Source organism: Staphylococcus sp. acrmy (assembly GCF_022690565.1).
GTDB lineage: Bacteria > Bacillota > Bacilli > Staphylococcales > Staphylococcaceae > Staphylococcus > Staphylococcus caledonicus.
On the sequence record NZ_JALCVE010000011.1, the window covers coordinates 59639 to 81391 of the forward strand.

Annotated in this window: 21 protein-coding genes and 4 tRNA genes; 5 read left to right on the forward strand and 20 right to left on the reverse strand. The window is 33.1% G+C overall.

Annotated features, from left to right (window positions below):
- Window positions 1-291: 291 nt before the first annotated feature.
- Entirely contained in the window at window positions 292-762 is a 471-nt protein-coding gene (locus tag FH144_RS10605) for an S-ribosylhomocysteine lyase (RefSeq protein ID WP_107508492.1), read from the forward strand.
- Window positions 763-921: 159 nt separating this feature from the next.
- Here FH144_RS10605 and FH144_RS10610 read toward each other — a convergent pair whose 3' ends face one another.
- The 4 genes from FH144_RS10610 to deoC are packed head-to-tail and all read right to left on the reverse strand — an operon-like array spanning window position 922 to window position 4488.
- The gene (locus FH144_RS10610) at window positions 922-1272 is read right to left on the reverse strand and encodes a DoxX family protein (protein WP_107508493.1); all 351 of its coding nucleotides are present in this window, start codon (window positions 1270-1272) and stop codon (window positions 922-924) included.
- Window positions 1272-2459, reverse strand: coding sequence for a phosphopentomutase (deoB, locus tag FH144_RS10615; protein ID WP_242315747.1), 1188 nt, complete (start codon window positions 2457-2459; stop codon window positions 1272-1274). The genes FH144_RS10610 and deoB overlap by 1 nt, the downstream gene beginning before the upstream one ends.
- A gap of 12 nt (window positions 2460-2471) precedes the next feature.
- A complete protein-coding gene (locus FH144_RS10620) occupies window positions 2472-3773 on the reverse strand; it encodes a pyrimidine-nucleoside phosphorylase (RefSeq protein WP_242315749.1) in 1302 nt (433 codons plus the stop codon).
- A gap of 52 nt (window positions 3774-3825) precedes the next feature.
- Window positions 3826-4488 (reverse strand): deoxyribose-phosphate aldolase, encoded by a 663-nt coding sequence (gene deoC / locus FH144_RS10625; RefSeq protein WP_242315751.1) that lies wholly within the window; start codon window positions 4486-4488, stop codon window positions 3826-3828.
- A gap of 165 nt (window positions 4489-4653) precedes the next feature.
- Between deoC and deoD the strand changes: the two genes are divergently transcribed.
- Window positions 4654-5364 carry a purine-nucleoside phosphorylase gene (gene deoD, locus FH144_RS10630; RefSeq protein WP_107508497.1) on the forward strand — a complete coding sequence of 237 codons (711 nt, stop codon included), beginning with the start codon at window positions 4654-4656 and terminating at the stop codon, window positions 5362-5364.
- Window positions 5365-5781: 417 nt separating this feature from the next.
- Here deoD and FH144_RS10635 read toward each other — a convergent pair whose 3' ends face one another.
- The 6 genes from FH144_RS10635 to FH144_RS10660 form a co-directional block, all read right to left on the reverse strand.
- On the reverse strand, window positions 5782-6222 hold the full coding sequence (locus FH144_RS10635) for a Dps family protein (RefSeq protein WP_107508498.1): 441 nt from the start codon (window positions 6220-6222) through the stop codon (window positions 5782-5784).
- A 242-nt stretch (window positions 6223-6464) separates the two neighbouring features.
- Entirely contained in the window at window positions 6465-6860 is a 396-nt protein-coding gene (locus FH144_RS10640) for a thiol-disulfide oxidoreductase DCC family protein (protein WP_242315753.1), read from the reverse strand.
- A 124-nt stretch (window positions 6861-6984) separates the two neighbouring features.
- Window positions 6985-8358, reverse strand: coding sequence for an EVE domain-containing protein (locus FH144_RS10645; protein ID WP_242315755.1), 1374 nt, complete (start codon window positions 8356-8358; stop codon window positions 6985-6987).
- A 365-nt stretch (window positions 8359-8723) separates the two neighbouring features.
- Window positions 8724-8957 (reverse strand): hypothetical protein, encoded by a 234-nt coding sequence (locus tag FH144_RS10650; protein ID WP_107508501.1) that lies wholly within the window; start codon window positions 8955-8957, stop codon window positions 8724-8726.
- A gap of 54 nt (window positions 8958-9011) precedes the next feature.
- Window positions 9012-9944 carry a type I phosphomannose isomerase catalytic subunit gene (locus tag FH144_RS10655; RefSeq protein WP_242315757.1) on the reverse strand — a complete coding sequence of 311 codons (933 nt, stop codon included), beginning with the start codon at window positions 9942-9944 and terminating at the stop codon, window positions 9012-9014.
- 311 nt (window positions 9945-10255) lie between these two features.
- Window positions 10256-10912, reverse strand: a complete 657-nt coding sequence (locus tag FH144_RS10660; RefSeq protein WP_242315759.1) for an SDR family oxidoreductase — start codon at window positions 10910-10912, stop codon at window positions 10256-10258.
- 146 nt (window positions 10913-11058) lie between these two features.
- On the opposite strand from FH144_RS10660, the gene FH144_RS10665 reads away from it, so the two are divergent.
- Both FH144_RS10665 and czrB read left to right on the forward strand, forming a co-directional pair.
- Window positions 11059-11379 (forward strand): ArsR/SmtB family transcription factor, encoded by a 321-nt coding sequence (locus tag FH144_RS10665; RefSeq protein WP_242315761.1) that lies wholly within the window; start codon window positions 11059-11061, stop codon window positions 11377-11379.
- A gap of 1 nt (window position 11380) precedes the next feature.
- A complete protein-coding gene (gene czrB / locus FH144_RS10670) occupies window positions 11381-12337 on the forward strand; it encodes a CDF family zinc efflux transporter CzrB (protein ID WP_277953181.1) in 957 nt (318 codons plus the stop codon).
- A 49-nt stretch (window positions 12338-12386) separates the two neighbouring features.
- Here czrB and FH144_RS10675 read toward each other — a convergent pair whose 3' ends face one another.
- Window positions 12387-13118: a metallophosphoesterase family protein gene (locus FH144_RS10675; RefSeq protein ID WP_242315763.1), complete on the reverse strand. Its 732-nt coding sequence runs from the start codon at window positions 13116-13118 to the stop codon at window positions 12387-12389.
- 131 nt (window positions 13119-13249) lie between these two features.
- On the opposite strand from FH144_RS10675, the gene FH144_RS10680 reads away from it, so the two are divergent.
- Window positions 13250-14374 (forward strand): DUF6681 family protein, encoded by a 1125-nt coding sequence (locus FH144_RS10680; RefSeq protein ID WP_242315765.1) that lies wholly within the window; start codon window positions 13250-13252, stop codon window positions 14372-14374.
- A 103-nt stretch (window positions 14375-14477) separates the two neighbouring features.
- On the opposite strand, the gene FH144_RS10685 is transcribed toward FH144_RS10680, so the two are convergent.
- From FH144_RS10685 to FH144_RS10725, 9 genes are all read right to left on the reverse strand, one after another.
- On the reverse strand, window positions 14478-15338 hold the full coding sequence (locus tag FH144_RS10685; RefSeq protein WP_242315766.1) for an HAD family hydrolase: 861 nt from the start codon (window positions 15336-15338) through the stop codon (window positions 14478-14480).
- A gap of 207 nt (window positions 15339-15545) precedes the next feature.
- A complete protein-coding gene (gene glmS / locus FH144_RS10690; RefSeq protein ID WP_242315768.1) occupies window positions 15546-17351 on the reverse strand; it encodes a glutamine--fructose-6-phosphate transaminase (isomerizing) in 1806 nt (601 codons plus the stop codon).
- A gap of 713 nt (window positions 17352-18064) precedes the next feature.
- Window positions 18065-19417 (reverse strand): phosphoglucosamine mutase, encoded by a 1353-nt coding sequence (glmM, locus tag FH144_RS10695; RefSeq protein WP_242315770.1) that lies wholly within the window; start codon window positions 19415-19417, stop codon window positions 18065-18067.
- Window positions 19418-19445: 28 nt separating this feature from the next.
- A complete protein-coding gene (locus tag FH144_RS10700) occupies window positions 19446-20378 on the reverse strand; it encodes a CdaR family protein (protein WP_242315772.1) in 933 nt (310 codons plus the stop codon).
- A gap of 1 nt (window position 20379) precedes the next feature.
- Entirely contained in the window at window positions 20380-21186 is an 807-nt protein-coding gene (gene cdaA / locus FH144_RS10705; protein WP_198612420.1) for a diadenylate cyclase CdaA, read from the reverse strand.
- 159 nt (window positions 21187-21345) lie between these two features.
- A tRNA-Lys gene (locus FH144_RS10710) sits at window positions 21346-21418 on the reverse strand.
- Between the two features lie 3 nt (window positions 21419-21421).
- Window positions 21422-21496 (reverse strand) — tRNA-Gln (locus FH144_RS10715).
- A gap of 9 nt (window positions 21497-21505) precedes the next feature.
- Window positions 21506-21589 (reverse strand) — tRNA-Tyr (locus tag FH144_RS10720).
- 10 nt (window positions 21590-21599) lie between these two features.
- A tRNA-Val gene (locus FH144_RS10725) sits at window positions 21600-21675 on the reverse strand.
- Window positions 21676-21753: the final 78 nt, after the last annotated feature.

Genomic DNA, 21753 nt, shown 5'->3' on the forward strand with positions numbered 1-21753 from the left:
CATAACTCCCTTTTATACTCAATAATTAACCTTACTTTTCAAAAATTAGGTTGTCTTAGTCATTCGTTAAATTGTTCAAAATTAATTATTACCTATTTTATCGGATTTAAAAGAGGTTGTCATTAAATTTTGTCTTATTTACAAAATTTTCTAACAATAATTTAACTACCCGGTTACTTACCTTCTTATTCGATATTTTAAATTGTGAAAAATTGTAAATAAGTAAAACTCTTGTTACAATCAATTTATTGATTTAGCATAGAGTTAAGAGCTATCTAAGGAGGATGTCTTATGACAAAAATGAACGTTGAAAGTTTTAATTTAGATCATACTAAAGTAGTGGCACCATTTGTACGATTAGCCGGCACAATGGAAGGTTTAAATGGCGATGTTATTAAAAAATACGATATTCGTTTTAAACAACCAAACAAAGAACATATGGAAATGCCAGGATTACATTCACTTGAGCATTTAATGGCTGAAAATATTAGAAATCATACTGACAAAGTAGTTGATTTAAGTCCTATGGGTTGCCAAACAGGTTTCTATGTTTCATTTATTAATCACGATAACTATGATGAAGTATTAGATATTATTGAAAAAACATTAAACGATGTTCTACAAGCTACTGAAGTACCAGCTTGTAATGAAGTTCAATGTGGATGGGCAGCTAGCCATTCTCTAGAAGGTGCAAAAGAAATTGCCCAAGAATTCTTAAATAAACGTAACCAATGGAATGATATCTTTGGTGAAAATAAATAATTCTAACTGGATAAGTAACTTTATTTAAATAAAGTGGAAACTATTCCATAAAAATAACTCGAAGACGATTTCACACTGTAACAATGAAATCATCTTCGAGTTTTTTATTACGTTCTATGTTTGATATGATTCGTTTGAGTCTATCTTAGCTCTACGAGATTATAATTTTTTAATTAGACCCATTAGTACGAATTGCATAGGTAATCTTAAATATAAAGCCCATTTTGGAACTTGTTTATCACCTAATGGTAATTCTTTACGAGCCATATAAATATTAGCTGGGAACACAGCAAGTAGGAATAGATTCATTCCTTTTTTCAACCAGCTAGCAGGACGTTTAACGAGTAACATCGCTCCGAAGAATATTTCAAAAACGCCTGTAACTAGGACTGCTGTTTTTTGTAATGGTAAGTAATCTGGCACAATATTTCTAAATTGGCGTTCATTTGTAAAATGAAGTACGCCGGCTGTACCAAAGCCTAAGCCAAGTAAATATCTCATTAATTTCATTAATGCTCAACTCCCATTTCTTTTAGGTAACTTTTACCGAATTCTGGCAATTCTACGTTGAAATTATCAGCTATGGTAGTCCCAATTGAGCTAAATGTAGTATCTCCTGATAGCTCATGATAATTTTTAACTTTCGGACTAAACATTAGGACAGGAATGTATTCTCTTGTATGATCCGTACCATCTGCAATTGGATCGTTACCATGATCTGCCGTAATGATGACTAAATCATCTTCTTGAAGATTGTCGATTAGTTCTGGTAAACGTTCGTCGAAGTCTTTAATAGCTTGAGCATAACCTTCTTTGTCACGACGATGACCATATAGCGCATCGAAATCTACTAAGTTTAAGAAGCTAATGCCGTTGAAGTCTTTTTTAACCACGTTAATAAGTTGATCCATACCATCCATATTACTTTTAGTACGGATTGCTTCAGTGACACCTTCACCGTCATAAATATCATTAATTTTACCAATGGCAATAACGTCATAATCGTTCTCTTTTAACGTGTTCATAACAGTTTTACCGAATGGTTTTAAAGCATAGTCATGTCTATTAGATGTACGTGTGAAGTTTCCAGGCTCACCGACATATGGTCGAGCAATGACACGTCCAATTAAATATTTAGGGTCTTTCGTTAATTCACGGACCTTTTCGCAAATATCGTAAAGCTCTTCTAGTGGGATGATATCTTCATGCGCCGCAATTTGTAGAACTGGGTCAGCACTAGTGTAGACGATTAAATCTCCAGTTTTCATTTGGTGTTCGCCTAGCTCATCGATAATTGCAGTACCTGAGGCTGGTTTATTTGCAACCACTTTACGGCCTGTCATCTCTTCAATTTCTTGAATTAATTCATCTGGGAAACCGTTTGGATAAACTTTAAATGGTTGCATGATATTTAAGCCCATGATTTCCCAATGTCCAGTCATAGTATCTTTACCCACTGAGGCTTCACTTAATTTGGTATAGAAAGCTCCAGGTTGGTCAACTTTCTTAACTACTGGCAAGTCCTCAATATTACCTAATCCTAAACGTTCTAAATTAGGTAAGTCCTGTTTAAATCCTTCTAATGTGTGTTTTAAAGTATGTGAACCTTCATCATTAAAAGCTGCTGCATCTGGGCCTTCACCAATACCTACTGAGTCCATGACAATTAGATGTACTCTTTTAAATGGTGTAGTCATATTTACCCACTCCTACTCTGTAATTATTTTATGAATTAAAGTCGGTGCTTCGCTATGTTCTTGTATAGTAATGCTTTGGTCAAGTTTATCGATAACATCATCCACGTTTTGACGATTACTATGAATTGTTAGTAAGGGTTCTCCAACTTGAACCGTATCACCAACTTTTTTATGCAACACTATACCTACGCTTAAATCAATTTCGTCTTCTTTTGTTTGGCGTCCAGCGCCTAACATCATAGAGGCAACGCCGATTTCGTTGGCAATTAATTCAGATACGACACCGTTTGATTTTGCTTTATACTCAATTTTATATTGAGCAGTTGGTAATTTATCAGGGTCGTCTACTACTGTTGCATCGCCACCTTGTTGCTCTAAAAAGACTTTAAACTTAGCTAAAGCCGCGCCATCATTTATGGCATTTAATAATAGTTGGCGTGCTTCATCTAATGTTTTAGCTTGCTCAGCAAGTACTACCATTTGTGAACCAAGTGTTAAGACTAATTCACTTAAATCTTCTGGACCTTCACCTTTAAGCGTATCAATAGCCTCTTTTAATTCTAAAGCATTGCCTATAGCGCGACCAAGTGGTTGGCTCATATCTGAAATAATCGCCATTGTATTTCTACCAACATTATTACCAATACTCACCATAGCGTGCGCTAGATTTTCAGCATCTTCTAATGTTTTCATGAAGGCGCCATTACCTGTTTTAACATCTAAAACGATTGCGTCTGCACCAGCAGCGATTTTTTTACTCATAATAGATGAAGCAATTAGTGGAATTGAATTTACTGTGCCAGTAACATCTCTTAAGGCATATAGCTTTTTATCCGCTGGCGTTAAATTTCCAGATTGTCCTATTACAGCTACTTGATTTTCATTAACTAGTTTAACAAATTCATCTTCAGAAATTTCGACATGAAAACCTTTAATAGATTCAAGTTTATCAATCGTACCACCTGTATGGCCTAAACCTCGACCACTCATTTTCGCAACTGGCACGCCAACCGCTGCAACTAATGGTGCTAATACAAGTGTCGTCGTATCGCCTACACCACCAGTTGAATGTTTATCTACTTTAATCCCATTAATAAGTGATAAATCAATAACGTCGCCTGAATTTACCATAGCCATTGTCAAATTAGCACGTTCTTCATCATTCATATCTTGGAAATATATCGCCATTGCTAGACTAGATGCTTGATAATCTGGAATGTCTCCCTTGGTATAACCATTAATGAAAAATTCAATTTCTTCTTGTGTGAGTGCTTTACCGTCGCGTTTCTTTTCAATAATATCTACCATTCTCATAACTCTGAACCCCTTTCGATTTAAAAGTTATTTCAACTGCTGTGTGGTAAGGTTAATAATCGGAGTTAGATTCTAAACCTTGAATAATTTGTACGCCAGCGCTAGCACCGATACGTGTGGCACCCGCTTCAATCATTTTATTAAAATCTTCAAGATTACGGACTCCTCCAGATGCTTTAACTTCTAGATCATTCCCCACTGTATCTTTCATTAATTTCACATCTTCTGGCGTAGCTCCCCCACCAGCAAATCCAGTAGATGTCTTCACGAAGTCAGCTCCTGTTTCTTTTGCAAGTTCACAAGCTTTTACTTTTTCTTCGTCAGTAAGTAAGACTGTTTCGATAATTACTTTTACAGTTTTACCGTTAGCAGCGCCTACTACACCTTCGATATCTTTTTGTACGTCTTCGTATCTTCCATCCTTAAGCGCACCTACATTGATTACCATGTCTATTTCAGAAGCACCATTCTTAATAGCGTCTTCAGTTTCAAACATTTTAACTTCAGTAGTTGTTGCCCCTAATGGAAATCCAATAACAGTACATACTAATACATCTGAATCTTTTAATTCTTTGGCAGCATAATTTACATGCGTCGGATTAACACAAACCGATTTAAAACCGTATTCCTTAGCCTCATCAACAATTTTAGTAATTTGTTCGCGTGTAGACTCAGGCTTTAATAATGTGTGATCAATAAATTTTGCGTAATTCATTATAGTGTCCTCCAATGTGTTGTTTAAATGAAATAATATTCAACTTTAAACTATTTTATATTTAATTTTAATATAGCCCGTTCACTTATATAGTACAAAAATTCGCAAAAAAGTTAAACAAATGTTATCTTAATTTTAAATATGAATGTTAAGGAGAAGATTTTTATGACAAATGGCACACCTCATATTCAACCTAATGGGACAAAAATTGCAAAAACAGTTCTAATGCCTGGAGATCCATTACGTGCTAAGTATATTGCCGAAAACTTTTTAGAAAATGTTGAACAGTTTAATGAAGTTCGAAATATGTTTGGTTACACTGGGACATATAAAGGTAAAGAAATTTCAGTAATGGGTTCAGGTATGGGTATTCCAAGTATTGGAATCTATTCATATGAACTATATAATTTCTTTGATGTGGACACAATTATCCGTGTAGGTTCATGTGGCGCATTACAAGAAGATGTTAATTTATATGATGTAATTATTGCTCAAGCCGCTTCAACTAACTCAAATTATGTGGATCAATTTAATATTCCAGGTCATTTTGCACCTATCGCTGATTTTGAGTTAATTACTAAAGCTAAAAAAGTAGCAGATGAAATTGGTGCAGTCAGTCACGTGGGTAATGTGTTATCTTCAGATACTTTCTATAATGCTGATGCAACATTTAATGATAGTTGGCATAAAATGGGTATCTTAGGTATTGAAATGGAATCAGCTGGTTTATATCTAAATGCGCTTAATGCAGGCAAAAAAGCACTAGGCGTATTTACAGTAAGTGATCACATTTTAAGAGATGAAGCAACATCTGCCGAAGAACGTCAAACTTCTTTCACTCAAATGATGGAAATTGCTTTAGAAATTGCTGATTAAAGTCATCGTTAAATAAAAGAGATATTAAAAAAGGTCGGACAAAATTTTGTCCGACCATCTTATTAGTTTAATTTAATGATGTTTATTAAATTATACTAAAATGTCTTATTTCCAAAAGTATTTTAATGTAAAAGTACATGTATATAACGTCGTATTGTTGGCGAGACTCCTGAGGGAATAGGATGAGCGTCGAGACCGTGGCTCGACTTGGCAATAGTTGTCTGAAATGAAGATGCGTTCGATTCTCACTTTCTTCATTTCTAGTCAACCTTGCCGGGGCAGGACTACGAAACCTTAGAAATTGCATTAGATTTCTATCCCGCTCCCCCTAGAAAATGTGAGCCAAACAATACGAAGTATTGATAAAAAAGAGATTGGGGTTTATGTCCCAATCTCTTTCTATATAGCTAGCTGTTATTATACTAAATATGATTTAAGCATCCAGTTATGTTTATCTACTGATGTTTGCATACCGATGAACATATCTTCAGATACATCATCTTTAGCGTCACCAGCTACTTCAATAGCAGTTTCTAATTGTTTAGAAATATTTGTTAGATCTTTTGAAAATTCTTCAACCATTTGTTCAGCAGTATAATTTTTACCTGCTTCTTCCACGATAGAAATATCTAAACTTTCTTTTAAAGTACCCACTGGGTTACCACCAATTGCTAAAATACGTTCAGCTAAATCATCAATATATTGGCTAGCTTCATTGTATAATTCTTCAAATTTTTCGTGTAATGAGAAGAAATTAGGGCCTTTAACGTACCAATGGAAATTGTGTAATTTTGTAAATGCTACTGTCCAGTTTGCAACTTGTTGGTTTAATTCTTTTACTACATCTTGTTGAGTCATATGATTCGCTCCTTTAAAATGATTTATTTCTCTTATCTATATTATTCATTATTTTATAATTATTATAAACTGTAAACAGAAAAACCACTTTTTTATTTATAATTATTATAATCTAATTATTAGAGATTAACGTTAAAAAAACAGTCTTTACAACGTAGATAATTAGAAATTGTTTTCAATAAAGTCTTTTTTATTATCAATTAATAACGTTTAAGTTATCAACTACCGAATGATTTTATCAATTATCGTCGCTCATCATCAATAAAGAATGATTTTTCGTATTCATTAGGCTGGTGCCAATGCGTTTTCCACATTCTATTACGATTGTCAGCAAATAAATTGTAAAAGAAGTCTCTAATTGGACGTGGCACAATTTTAATTAACATGCCTAACCATTTATAATTTGGTAGCGTATTAATCAATGTAGCTATTGCCGTTGATTTATATTCTAAATTGTTCCCTTTTTGTAAGATGACGCTATTTTTATTTTTGGCTTCTGGATACTGTTTGAAGAAGTTTTGCGCAGTTTGTCCTTTCAACGTCGCAATTTCATAACTTTTTGGTAATCCATGTTGAATCAACCAAATACAACAGTTATAACAATACACACAATTTCCGTCATAATAGATAATTGGCATTCAATGTCACCTTCCTATATATTTCTTGTATATACGTTATATTCCTTTTAACCTATTCTTCTAAACACAAAAGCACTATCAAAAGTCACAATACTATGACTTTTGATAGTGCTTGATACATTCATTAATCATGATTTACTTTTACAATACGTGTATATTTTAAGAATTGCTCTGAATATTTAACTTTAAGCTCTTCAAGACTATCATATGTTACGCCTATGATATGCCAGTTAGGATTAAAATGATAATAAGAATCTTTTTCGCGTGACCATTTAACCATATTGTCTTCCTTATTATATCTTGGCAATGTAACTTCATATCCTTCTAAAACGTTAATATAAGTTTGGAAAATATCTGGATCAATTCTATTGAAGTTGTCGATCACTAAATAACTTTTATCATTTTTAGGCATTAATTGTGTAATGAACCCCTCACGGTAGTATAGCGCACCAGTCTCATTTGGTAAGTATTTACCATATAACATATCTTCTGAAAAATCAGGATGACCTGTAGTAATGACAGGATTAGCATTAGTTTTTTGTAATAAATTACTTGCTGCTTTTAATCCTTCTTCTCGCTTATCCACTACTAATAAAATAAAAGGCTTAATGGTTTCATCATTGTCTTGTGAAGCAAGTTCGGATTTATTAATTGTTTCAAATGGAGATTTAACGCCATCATTTTCACTCATATCAAGAATTGCATCATATTGAGTTTGACTCAAACTAGCAATGGCTTGCTTAGCATTTTCTTGTAAAAAATATAAATTTTTCAGTTTAGGATGTTTATTTAATGCCCCTAATGTGACAGGAGTAATGTCTTTATCGTAGTAAATTTCAATTGCAGTACTATTTGTACGTCCAGCAACTGGTGGTTTTTCATGTATATGACGTGAGACTTCTCCAATACCTACAACTGATTGCTCATTATTTTTATTATAGAAAATAAGATTATCGCCCACTTCTAATTGATTATAGAAATGGTAGCCATTACGTTTAATACCATTATAAGTATGTGTGTAAATAGTGTAATATTCCTTAGGCTCAAAATCCTCACTTTCAGATAAGAAGAAGTAACGTGGAAGTTTTTTCTCGCCTTTACCTAAAGCGACGATAAGTTCGAATTCTTCATGAGTAAGTTGATTGATTAGCGTTTCACGCATATTATTCATACGAAAATCTAATACTTCACTTCTCTTTAGGTAATCAGTTGTTAATGGTTTTAATAGTTCATTAAATTTAAATTCAACTCTAATTTTATTTTGTGCACCAGTTTGCACACTCGTAATTTCCCCAATACCTAATAATCCGGTATCTGTTTGGACTTGATAAAATATAACTTGATCGCCGGTTTTAGCTTTTTTAAAAGCGCGAAAGCCTTGAGTAGGATTAAACTGGGCTCCTGATTCAAATAATGTAGTTTGTCCTACTAAAGGTTCGTTGTGGTTCCATCTTGTATAACCACAGTTGAGCCAAAAGTAATTCACTTCTTCTACCATAGTAAATCTCCTTTTAATTTCTTAATTAAAGACTAATTCGTGTATGTATAATGAGGTTAGACTAACAGATTTAGATTTGAGCAAAGCGAGTGAAGACCATATTTACTCTCATAGTTTTCTCAATGTAGGTAAATATCTTAAAACGTTATCTACTTAGTCCACCTGAAATTTAATAAGTTATGCTTTAAATGTTAACATATCAATGCTAGATTAGCTTTTATTTTTCTATTTATTCTATCATATTTTTAAGATACTTTTATTCATAAATTTTAATAATTTCGTCGTTTCAGTTTTCATAAAAAAATAGAACAAGTCTTTATAATTCACTTTAGTTCTAAGCTAATTATGAACACTTGTTCTAAATATTATTGATGAGAGACTAATAAACTTCCTAACAAAGGCATTAAATTAATCATAATTCCTCCAAGTTTAAGTAGCCCACTTATCTCTTTGTCTTTAAAAGTAATAATGGCACTTATCATACCAATAATTGAAACCAATCGCGGGATAAATGGCGTGGGGTATTGAGGCATATTGAAGAAAATGCCCGCCCCAGCAATCACACCACAAACTAAAGAAATATATAGAAATTGCTTCATTTGTGACACTCCTAAACTATCTTGTTACTAAACTTCTATTTTTATTACTTTCTCTTAGATGTAACTAATAATTAAGGTAAAATTTCCTTCGAACACACTATTTAAATCTTCAGATGTTAAAATAAAATTCGATCCTTTTTCAATTTCGAAAATTTCGCCATCAGTAATAATATGACCTTCCCCTTCTAAAACGGAGACCAAGCAAAACTCTCTAGGTTTCATGTAATTTAACGTTCCATCTATTTCCCACTTAACCATAGTAAAAAAGTCATTTGATACGATATGGCTACATTTATGATTTTCAATAATTTCATTTTCAGGACTTATATTAGGTATGTCCGCTGTAAACTGAATTACATCTAGTGCCTTATCAATATCAAGCGCAGGGTTATCACGACGTTGACGGTCGTAATCATATAATCTATAGGATATATCTGAGGACTGCATCGTTTCATACACCATTACACCAGCACCAATTGAATGAACCGTCCCTGCTGGAACAAAATAAAATTCACCTGGTTTCACTTTAATCGTTCTTACTGATTGCAATAAATGATCTTGGTCTAGTTGTTGTTGCAAGTCTTCTCTACTATCGATAGACGTTCCCATAATAATTTCAGCATCTTCTTGTGCATCGGTAATATACCAACATTCTGACTTACCATATTGGCCACTTTCATATTCATATGCATAAGAATCATCTGGATGAACATGAATGGATAATGGTTCATTTGCATCTACTATTTTGCATAACAAAGGAAAATCTTTGCTCGGAAAATCGCCAAACAATTCTCTATGATCTTGCCACACTTGGTCGAGTGTTTGGCCGGCATATGTCCCATTTGTAATGACATTTCTTCCATTAGGGTGCGCTGATATCCCCCAACATTCTCCAGTATGTTGGCTTGGTATATCATAATTAAATCGAGTTAATTTGTTACCGCCCCAAATTTTTTCATGAAAAATAGGCTTTAAAAATAACGGCATAGTTGCACCCCCTGAAACCGGTTATAGCTTTATTCTTTATTTTTAAAGTTTATTTAAATTTTCAACTTAAGTATGTATATTAAATAACGTTACTTTCTGACTTGTCCTTTGAATACTGATAAGTCGTCTTTTAGCTCTAAAAAAATATAAGATTTATTCATTAATAAAATTTCTTATAACATTATTATATCAATTTTTATATCTCATTAATAGAAACTATTACTATAATAACAAGAAAGCGGAACAGAAATCTAATATGAGTTCGTAGATTTCATTGTTCCGCCTTGGCATATGCCATAGAATTTATTAATTTATTCAAAACGTGATAGTGCGTCTTGAACCGTATATTCACCCGCTACAACTTGGAATTCTTGATTGTGATATTTATCTTTAGTAGTTACAACTTGTTTTAAGACACTAGCAACATCTTCTCTTGGAATAGATCCTCTACCTTCGAAATAAAGATCCGCTTCAATTTTTCCTGTGCCTTCTTCATCTTGTAACATGCCTGGGTGTACAATTGTATATGTTAGATTTGATTCTCTTAAATGATTATCGGCATAATGTTTTGCGATAGTATAAGGTTTTAAATCACCACTTGGATCAAACGCTTCACGTCTTGAATCGTAAGTTGATACCATAACAAAGTGATTTACATTGGCTTTTTTACTTGCTTCAATTGCTTTTACCGCGCCATCTAAATCAACGATAATTGTTTTATCAGCACCAGTACTACCGCCAGAACCTACTGAAAAGATAACTTTATCGAAGCCTTTAAATTTTTTAGTTAAGTCTTCAATTCCATCAGTTTCAACATCGATTAAAGTTGCTTTAACATCTTGACCTTTTAACTGTTCTACTTGTTCTTCCTTGCGTACGCCTGCAGTAAAATCGACGTTATCTGCTTTTAATTGTTGAACTAATTTAGAACCTACGCCACCATTAGCGCCTATTACTAAAATACTCATAAATTAACGACCTCCTCATTTTTATCCTAAAGGTTACATACCACATTTAAATTCCCTTAAACTTAGCTATCTCTTTGACATACCTTAAAAGTTACTATATATTAATATATGAAAATATATTCATATATTAATGAGAGGGAATTATTATGAAAAGTCATTTTTCCGAAGAAATAGAAGATCAAACATTAATACATGTAACTGAAATTTTTAAAGCATTAAGTGATTATAATAGATTAAGAATTGTGGAATTGTTACAAGATGGCGACGCAAGTGTGGGTCACATTACGTATTCTCTAAATTTAACTCAGTCAAATGTCTCTCATCAGCTTAAGATATTAAAACAAGCACAAATTGTTAAGGCTTCAAGACAAGGTCAATCTATGATTTATTCCATTGATGACACTCACATTTCTAATCTATTTAAACAAGCTATTTCACATGCTACACATCTAAGAGGTGAACATTAATATGACTAATCATTCACATTCACACGCACATCATCATGTGCATACGAATAATAAAGAAACATTAGTCATTTCTTTTGCGATTATCGGTTTATTTATGATTGTCGAAATTATTGGAGGCTTTATTGCTAATAGCTTAGCCCTATTATCTGACGGTCTTCACATGTTTAGCGATACCGTTTCACTTGGCGTCGCGTTAATTGCTTTCGTGTATGCTGAAAGAAATGCGACGACTACTAAAACATTTGGTTATAAACGCTTTGAAGTGCTAGCAGCCCTCTTCAACGGGGTCACATTATTTGTTATTAGCATCATTATTATTATTGAAGCCATTAAACGATTCTTTGTTCCGTCTGAAGTACAATCTACTGAAATGTTTATTATTAGCGTTATCGGATTAGTAGTTAATATTATCGTTGCTTTAATAATGTTTAGAGGCGGAGATACCTCTCATAATTTAAATATGCGTGGTGCTTTTATCCATGTCCTCGGCGATTTATTAGGTTCTGTGGGCGCTATTATTGCTGCATTGTTAATTTGGGGATTCAATTTCACTATAGCCGATCCAATTGCTAGCATACTAGTCTCTTTATTAATTTTGAAAAGTGCTTATGGTATCACCATGTCATCTTTAAATATTTTAATGGAAGGTACACCGGCAGACATCGATTTGGACAAAATTATAAATGCGATTATGAATCATAAAGAAATTCAAAATGTGCATGATTATCATGTTTGGACTATTTCTAATGACATGAATGCACTAAGTTGTCATGCGGTCGTTAGCCCATCACTCACTGTTGATAAATGCGAACAAGTTTTAGAATCTATTGAACATGATCTGCTACATTTAAATATTCAACATATGACAATCCAACTTGAAACACCTAAGCATAATCATGATGAATCCATTTTATGTTCAGGCGTTCACCATCATCATGTCGACCATCACCATCATTAATATTAAAAGCCGATTGGAGTTAAGTATGCTCCAATCGGCTTTACCTATATTATAAGAAATTATCAAAAATAAATTGTTTTGCTGGTACTTGCTTTTCTTCAAACCCTTGAAGATATTCTTCATTGTCATACGGAAGTTTAACTCTTTCTACTGAGCAACCATTTTCAGTGATAGTGACTATGCCATACACTGCATTAGCCCCGTTATTAAGCCCTACAGCTCCTGGATTAAAATAAATTGTTTCATTGTCATCGTATAAATGGAGTTGATGGTTATGTCCGAAAGCAATTAAATCCGCTTCTTTGTCTTTAAATAAGTCAATTATCTCTTCTTTACTATTGCTAGCAATTGGACTGAACGGTTGATCTTCAATTCCACTATCTAATTTATTATTTTCAATTTCATAATGGATAAATAATATTTTTTTACCGCAGATTGTTTTTTCAATATATCTAGGAAGAAGATTAATTTGATCATAATAGTCTTCGTCCATATGACTTTCAATCCATTGGTGATGCTCATAGAACTTATCTTTTAAATCTTCAGGATAAGGAGTGTCACTTACGAGTGACATGACCGCTTCATCATGATTTCCAGCAATAATTTCCATATCATCACGATCAAAAATTAAATCTAATACTTTGTTTGTTTCATGACCGATTCCAATATTGTCCCCTAAGTTATAAATCTTATCGATATCTTCTCTATTATCAATATCGTCTAAAACGGTTTGTAACGCATCAAAATTACCATGTACATCTGTTATAATCGCAAATTTCATGATGATGCCTCCTTTCAAATTTTAATCATTAGCATATTTTAACACTTAATTCACCAATATGTTAGATATTGTTTTAAAAAAATCATAAATTTTGATATTGTATTTATATTACAGAAAAGGAGTGCTTATCTTTGTTCAAATATCATAGTTCGGCATTAAAAAATGCTATGCCGCAAATTTTAAAGACTATTCTTTTTAGTATAGTAAGCTTTATAGTCGTATTTGCGGTTTTTGTTGTTGCTAGAACAATCTTTATGCAGTACTTTATGCAAATGCAACTAGCAGCGCAATTACAACAGTCACCAGGTTCATACTTATTTATAATGATATTAGCTCTACTCATAGGGTTATTATTCTTCATATTTGCAGGTTACCAATTACTTGCTGGCGCAATTAACGTTATCGCTAAAGCTGTTAAAAAAGAAAAAGTTCAATTTACTGATTTATTTTTCGCCTTTAAAAAAGGTAAATATGGCAAAAGCATTATTTTAGCGCTTATTTCAATAGTAATCTTTGTAATTATGTACTTGCTTATTATGGCTTTAAACTACTTATTTAACCTTGCACTTACGCCATTATTTACTTCTGTTCAATCAGCAGTAAGTTCATCAGATAATGCTATCGCTATCTTATTAACAGTGCAAATTATTCTGGTAGTTATTATGGGCTTAATCACATCATTAGTATCTTGGTTCTTCTTTATATTAATGATTAATTATACAGTATCATTAGCTCAAGATGGCCATTCAAAAGCGTTAGATCATTTCAAAGATGGTTTCAAAGGTATCAAAAATGGACATAAAACGTGGTTAAAATTCTTTATTGCAGTAATCTTGCTTAATTTAATCATTATCCTTATTACTCAACCACTTGGTACATTAATTTCAGTGGCAACTGGTAATATGTCTCAAAAAGTTGCGCAAGTCATCTTATATGTCGCTCAAATTGTTATCGTTATTTTACGCTTCATTCTATACTATATTATTATAATGGGTATCGTTTATTACTTCGTAAAACGTGGTGAAAAGTTAAATCCAACTTCTAAAACTAAGAAAAAAGGCAAAAAAGCTAAACACGATGTAGAAGAAAATAAAGATACACTAACTAATAACGAAGCAAACAATCGTACTACTAAAACGTCATCTAGCGTTAAAGATGATGTTCACACTAAAGCAAGTGATGCAACTGATAAAGCAAAACATTATTCTGATGATGTTAAAAATCAAGTTGATAATCATATGAATAAAGATAAATAGAATATAAAAGATTAGCTTAAACGAATATCCCTCAAATGATAACTTAAAAGATCATTTGAGGGATATTTTTAATTTGCTTTTAGGTACAATTAGTTCGGACTAGTTATTTCAAAAATTTATCTTCTAAATACAATGCTGCCCCGTCTTCTTCATTAGTAAACTGTGTGGCTTCATCTGTAATAGCTTTAATTTCCGGTCTAGCATTACTCATTGCTACACTATAACCACCAAAGGCAAACATTGCTCTATCATTGTCACTATCGCCAATGACAAGTGTCTCCTCTTGTTTAATTCCAAAGTGATCAATCATTTCTTTAATACCTGTGCCCTTATCAGTGTTATACGCCATTGTTTCAGCATTGAATCGTGACGAGTTTGATACACTAATATTTAATAACACTTGATTTTGAATTAGTTCATCTCTAAAGTTAGTAATCTTCTCTAAATTAGTAGTAAATAAGTAGATTTTAGCATAGTCATCTTCAGGAATGTCGTCTCGCCAATCAATCTTCCCTGCCATAGCATCTAAACGTGATTTCCATTCACTCTCACTAACATTATTCGGAGGTGTTGCTCCTTGTATCATATTATCCATCCATGGGTGGTCTTCTTTTAGTGAAATTCTAGTTTTATCAAATGGGAATACTTCATAATAAATTTCTTGTTGTTGAGCTAAAGATACAATGCGCTTCACACTTTCTGTAGTTAAACTATGTTTAAATAGATTGTTATCATTAATTTCTCCGCTTGTACCGTTAGAACTTATAATTCCATCAACTTCGAAATTTTCAGGAACTAAGTTATGGATTTCAGAATATGAGCGTCCTGTAGCGAGAAATACTTTATATCCTTTTTCTCTTAATTGATCAATGACAGATTTAGTTTTATTAGATGCTTTATTATCTTCATGCAAGATTGTACCATCCATATCTAAAAATATTGCTTTTATATGTTCTAATGTCATCTTTGTCTTCTCCTTTACTTATCTTTCTTAAAATTGTGGCACTATTTGACTAAAAGTGCAATTACAATATTATTTTAAAATAAACTAATTTTTCTAAAACCAAAATAGGTGCAACACTAAAGACTATATTTAACACTCACTTATTAATTTAGATAAAAAAAGCCTAGAGCATTGATTAAATGCCCTAGACCTTTAGTTAAAACAATATTATTCAACTGTAACAGATTTAGCTAAGTTACGTGGTTTATCTACGTCTAAGCCTCTGTGTAATGCTGCATAGTAGGCAATTAATTGCATAGTAACTACTGAAACTAATGGTGTTAATAATTCATGAACGTGAGGGATAACGTAAGTGTCTCCTTCTTTCTCTAAACCTTCCATAGAGATGATACATGGGTTAGCACCACGAGCTACTACTTCTTTAACGTTACCACGAATTGATAAGTTCACATTTTCTTGTGTAGATAATGCAATGACAGGTGTTTGGTCTTCAATTAAAGCAATTGTACCGTGTTTTAATTCGCCACCTGCAAAGCCTTCAGCTTGAATATATGAAATTTCTTTAAGTTTCAATGAACCTTCTAAACTTACGTTATAGTCCATTGTACGTCCGATAAAGAATGCATTGCGTGTAGTTTCTAAGAAATCTTTAGCAATTTGTTCCATTTTAGGCGTATCATCAACGATTGTTTCAATCGCTGTAGTAACTTTAGCTAATTCTCTAAGTAGGTCGATATCATTATCGCGACCATGCGCTTGAGCAACTACTTGAGATAAGATAGATAATACAGCAATTTGAGCAGTATATGCTTTAGTAGAAGCAACTGCGATTTCTGGACCAGCATGTAATAGTAATGTGTGATCCGCTTCACGTGATAATGTTGAACCTGCTACGTTTGTCACTGTTAATGATTTGTGACCTAATTTGTTTGTTTCAACTAATACAGCACGGCTATCTGCTGTTTCACCTGATTGTGAAATATAGATGAATAATGGTTTTTCAGATAATAAAGGCATGTTATATACGAATTCTGAAGCTACATGTACTTCAGTAGGTACGCCAGCCCATTTTTCAAGGTATTCTTTACCAACTAATCCAGCATGGTAACTTGTACCTGCAGCAATGATGTAAATACGGTCTGCTGCAGCTACATCTTTAACGATTTCTGGATCAATTTTTAAATCACCATTATCATCTTCATATTCTTGGATAATACGACGCATTACTGCTGGTTGTTCGTTAATTTCTTTTAACATGTAATGATCATAAATACCTTTTTCAGCATCTGATGCATCAATTTGTGCAGTATATGTGTCACGATCTTGAACATTTCCTTCTTGATCTTTAATCGTAACGCTATCTTTTTTAACAATTACAATTTCATGGTCATGAATTTCTTTGTATTTATTAGTTACTTTAATCATTGCTAAAGCATCTGATGCGATAACATTGAAGCCTTCGCCTACACCAACTAATAATGGTGATTTATTTTTAGCAACATAAATAATATCGTTGTCTTGATTGTCTAGTAATCCTAAAGCGTATGAACCATGTAATAATGATACTACTTTAGTAAACGCTTCTTCAGTTTCTAAACCTTTATTTGAAAAGTGTTCAACCAATTGAACGATAACTTCAGTGTCTGTTTCAGATTGGAATGTTACATCTGATAAATATTCATTTTTTAACTCTTCGTAGTTTTCGATAACACCATTATGAACTAATGTAAAACGTTCATTAGTTGATTGGTGTGGATGAGAGTTGACTGTACTTGGCACACCGTGTGTTGCCCAACGAGTGTGACCGATACCAACGTGTCCATCAGTATCGTTATTGTCTGCAACGCCTCTTAATTCAGCAATACGGCCTTTTTCTTTAAATACTGTAGTACCTTCATCGTTTGCTACAGCAATACCAGCAGAGTCATAACCTCTGTATTCTAATTTTTCTAAACCTGACAATAATAATTCTTTGGCATTATCATACCCAATATATCCTACAATTCCGCACATAAAATTTCCCTCCATATTTAATGGCTATAATAATTTTATCTGTTATATAAAATTATTATTTTACTTGATAAGAGATTCTAGAGTTGTTTAATAAAATTTAGTTATACTTTAATTTAAATCTCTAACTTCCTTACCCTATTTAACCATTTTTAATTCTATAAAATTTATTTATTATAGGCATTCTTATTATTTTTGTGCATTTAGTCACCTAAATGTTTTAATTAATAAGCTTACGAATGTGCCTTCATCCGGAATAGCACCCGCCGATATATTCGATGACTATTCTCCTCGTCTGCAATTTAAATGGATAATCTATAAGAATTCTCATATTTAATCCTTAATGATTGATACACCAATTAATTGCCCTGGCGCTTTAGTTATTTATTTATTTTTCCTCCTTTCAATATTATTTATTTTACACTTTTCAAACAAACGAATGCAAATACTTTCACATTTATTTTATATTTTTTTAAACAATATGCGGTATATAACTATATTAAATGATTAACTGATTGAAATTATTATATTTTTTGAAAACCAAAAAGTAAATTTAGTTTATATGTAAGCGTTTTTATATAATAAAAATAGAAGTCGTCCTGATAAAAATGGAGAAAATAAAGCTCGAACGCACAATCATTTCAGACGACTATAGCCAAAAATAAAGGCTGAGTCATTTATATATAAACGACTCAGCCTTCTCTATTTCTAAATAATTATTCTAATCCCATTTTTTCCTCGACTACATTAGCAATACGTTGAGCGAAATCTTGTGCTTTTTCATCTGTAGCTGCTTCCACCATTACACGTACTAATGGTTCTGTTCCTGAAGGTCTAACTAAAATTCTTCCTTCACCATTCATTTCTGTTTCAACTTCATTCATCACTTGTTTAACATCTTCATTCTCTTCAACGTGATGTTTGTCAGTAACTTTAACATTAATTAATGATTGAGGATATTTTTTCATTTGTGCTGCTAATTCACTTAAAGGTTTACCAGTCATTTTAATTACTGCAGCAAGTTGCACGCCAGTTAGCAAACCATCGCCTGTTGTATTATAATCCATCATTACAATATGGCCTGATTGTTCGCCACCTAAATTGTAATTTCCACGACGCATTTCTTCTACAACATATCTGTCGCCAACTTTAGTTTTGTTAGATTTAATACCTTCATTTTCAAGAGCTTTATAGAAACCTAAGTTACTCATTACGGTAGATACAATCATATCATTATTTAATTCATGATTTTTATGCATTTCTCGACCAATAACGAACATGATTTGGTCACCATCAATAATATTTCCTTTTTCATCAACGGCGATTAAGCGATCCCCATCTCCGTCAAAGGCTAAACCAAAGTCGCTTTCAGTTTCTAATACTTTTTCAGCTAATAATTCAGGGTGTGTTGAGCCACAATTATCATTAATATTATAGCCGTCAGGGCTGCAACCTATAGTTTCTGTGTCAGCTTCTAAATCGCCAAATAAGAATGGAGCTAGTGCTGATGTTGAGCCGTTTGCACCATCTAATGTAATTTTTAAGCCTTCTAAATCTACATCAATTGTAGACTTTAAGTAACTTAGGTATTTTTGAGCACCTTCATAATAGTCTGAGAAGTGTGCAATTTCTTTACCTTCTGGTCGAGGTAAATCTGGGTTCTCTTGATCAAGTAATGCTTCAATTTCATTTTCTTGATCATCTGATAATTTAAAACCATCTCCACCAAAGAATTTAATACCATTGTCTGCGACTGGGTTATGTGAAGCTGAAATCATCACGCCTAATTCAGCGCCCATTTCACGAGTTAAATACGCTACTCCTGGAGTAGAAATAATACCCAAACGCATAACCTCTGCACCAATTGAAGCTAAGCCAGCGATTAAAGCTGATTCTAACATTTCGCCTGAAACACGTGTATCTCTACCTACTAAAACTCTAGGTCTTTGTTCTCCTTTATTATGCGCTAATACGTAACCGCCATAACGACCTAGTTTAAATGCTAATTCAGGTGTTAATTCTTTGTTAGCAACACCTCTAACTCCATCAGTACCGAAATATTTTCCCATTTTTAATACTCCTTTATATAATGTGTATTTATTTCAAATTAATATATGCTGTTACTTCTTCAGGTTCAGTTTTTTTAACGTTACTAGGTAACTTTAAATCCACTTTTTTCTCGGTTGATTCAGTGACATCATCTAAGTCGACTGTTCCTTCAATTTCATTTACATTTTGTAATTCATCTCTATTACCATATAGTTCTATTTCTTTATCAGCTAAAGTAATGTCATCTAAGCTTTTGTTATTAGGTAGGCTACCCTTTGTATGAACTTTGACATCAACTTTTTTGCTGTAAGGTTCTAATTGCACATTCAACTTTACTTCGTCTGGTTGTACTTTAACATCTAATTTGTTGAGCTGCTTATCGAAGGCTATCACATCTGCTACATCTGAAGTATCTTCACTTATTTTAGTAGTATCTTTGTAGGCAGCCTTTAAATATGCAATCTTATCTAGTTGTTCTTTACCCCCTGTGACTTTAACAGAATCAGGTTCGACGGAACTATGTTTGACTTTATAATCTGGGTCAATGTCATTTTTACTGATATCTGCTTGAACATGCATCGTTTTTGTCTTTTTATTTTCTAAAGTAACATAAGCTCGCTTAGGCTTAACATTATAATTAATGTCGTTACTAAGACCTTTAAGAACATAATCTTCTTTATAGTTACCTGCTTTAGCATTGGATAAATCAACGACAACTTTTATATCATCAGCTTCTTCAATTTTTAATAGCTTAGACTGTGGTCCTGAAATTGTAACATTAACCGTATCAGGAGCTTTAGTAACATGAAGATTTTTAGAGTCATACAGTATCTCAACTGGAACATCTTCTATAGTTTTAGAGGAGTTCTGTGATAAATTATCATTACTAAAAACATTACCAAATACATTATTAACAGATAAATAGAAAAATATAGCTAATATTAAAGCTATAAATCTAAGCCCCCACTTACTCTCAAGCATGTTATTTCACACCTTTCTTTTGAAAGTGCGTTCCAAACCAATGTTCAGCCAATAATTCTTCAAATACTTCTGTAGAAATATCTCTTCTTAATTTACCATCAAATGTAACTGAAATAGATCCTGTTTCCTCTGAAACTACTATTGTGAAAGCATCTGACACTTCAGAGATACCAACGGCCGCTCTATGTCGAGTACCTAAACTTTTAGATATTTTAGCACTATCTGACAAAGGTAAATAACTTGCTGCACTAGCAATCTTAGAATTTTGAACTATCATTGCCCCATCATGCAAAGGCGTATTTGGAATAAAAACATTTATCAATAATTCTTGAGATATTTCAGAATTCATTGCAATACCTGTTTCAATATAATCCTGCAGGCCTGTTTCTTTTTCGAAAACGATAAGCGCGCCAATACGTCTTTTAGCCATGTATTGCACAGCTTTGGATACCGCTTGAATCAACTTCTCTTCATCATGACTGTAAGTATTAGTATACCGTTTAAATAAACTTCCACGCCCTAACTGTTCAAGCGCGCGTCTGATTTCCGGTTGGAATATAACTATAAGCGCTAACACTCCCCATTGGATAACAATATCAAATAATTTAGAGGTAGCAGTTAAGTTTAGAATTTTACTCACTTGTTGCCCAATTACTATAAATAAAATACCTTTAAGTAACTGTATAGCTTTGGTTCCCTTAAATACAGTTATGAGAAGATAAAGGACATACCATACAATAAGTAAATCTAGTACACTTGTGATAATTTTTAATGTACTCAGATTATCAAAAAAGTTGGAAAAATCCATAACATCTCCTCCGAATATATTTTTCCATAGACATAATTATACCAATGATAACTATAACTGTCATATGAACAAATAAATTGTATTAAAAAATATGCTTTGAATAAAGACATTTATACAAAATAAATAAAAAAAAGCACCCCATATAGGAGTGCTAATGAGTGAGCCATAGAGGATTCGAACCTCTGACCCTCTGATTAAAAGTCAGATGCTCTACCAACTGAGCTAATGGCTCTAATGGCTGGGCTAGCTGGATTCGAACCAGCGCGTGACGGAGTCAAAGTCCGTTGCCTTACCGCTTGGCTATAGCCCATTATTAAAATGGTGGAGGGGGGCAGATTCGAACTGCCGAACCCGAAGGAGCGGATTTACAGTCCGCCGCGTTTAGCCACTTCGCTACCCCTCCGACATATAAATGGTGGAGAATGACGGGATCGAACCGCCGACCCTCTGCTTGTAAGGCAGATGCTCTCCCAGCTGAGCTAATTCTCCAACAAAATGGTGACTCCTACGGGACTCGAACCCGTGTTACCGCCGTGAAAGGGCGGTGTCTTAACCGCTTGACCAAGG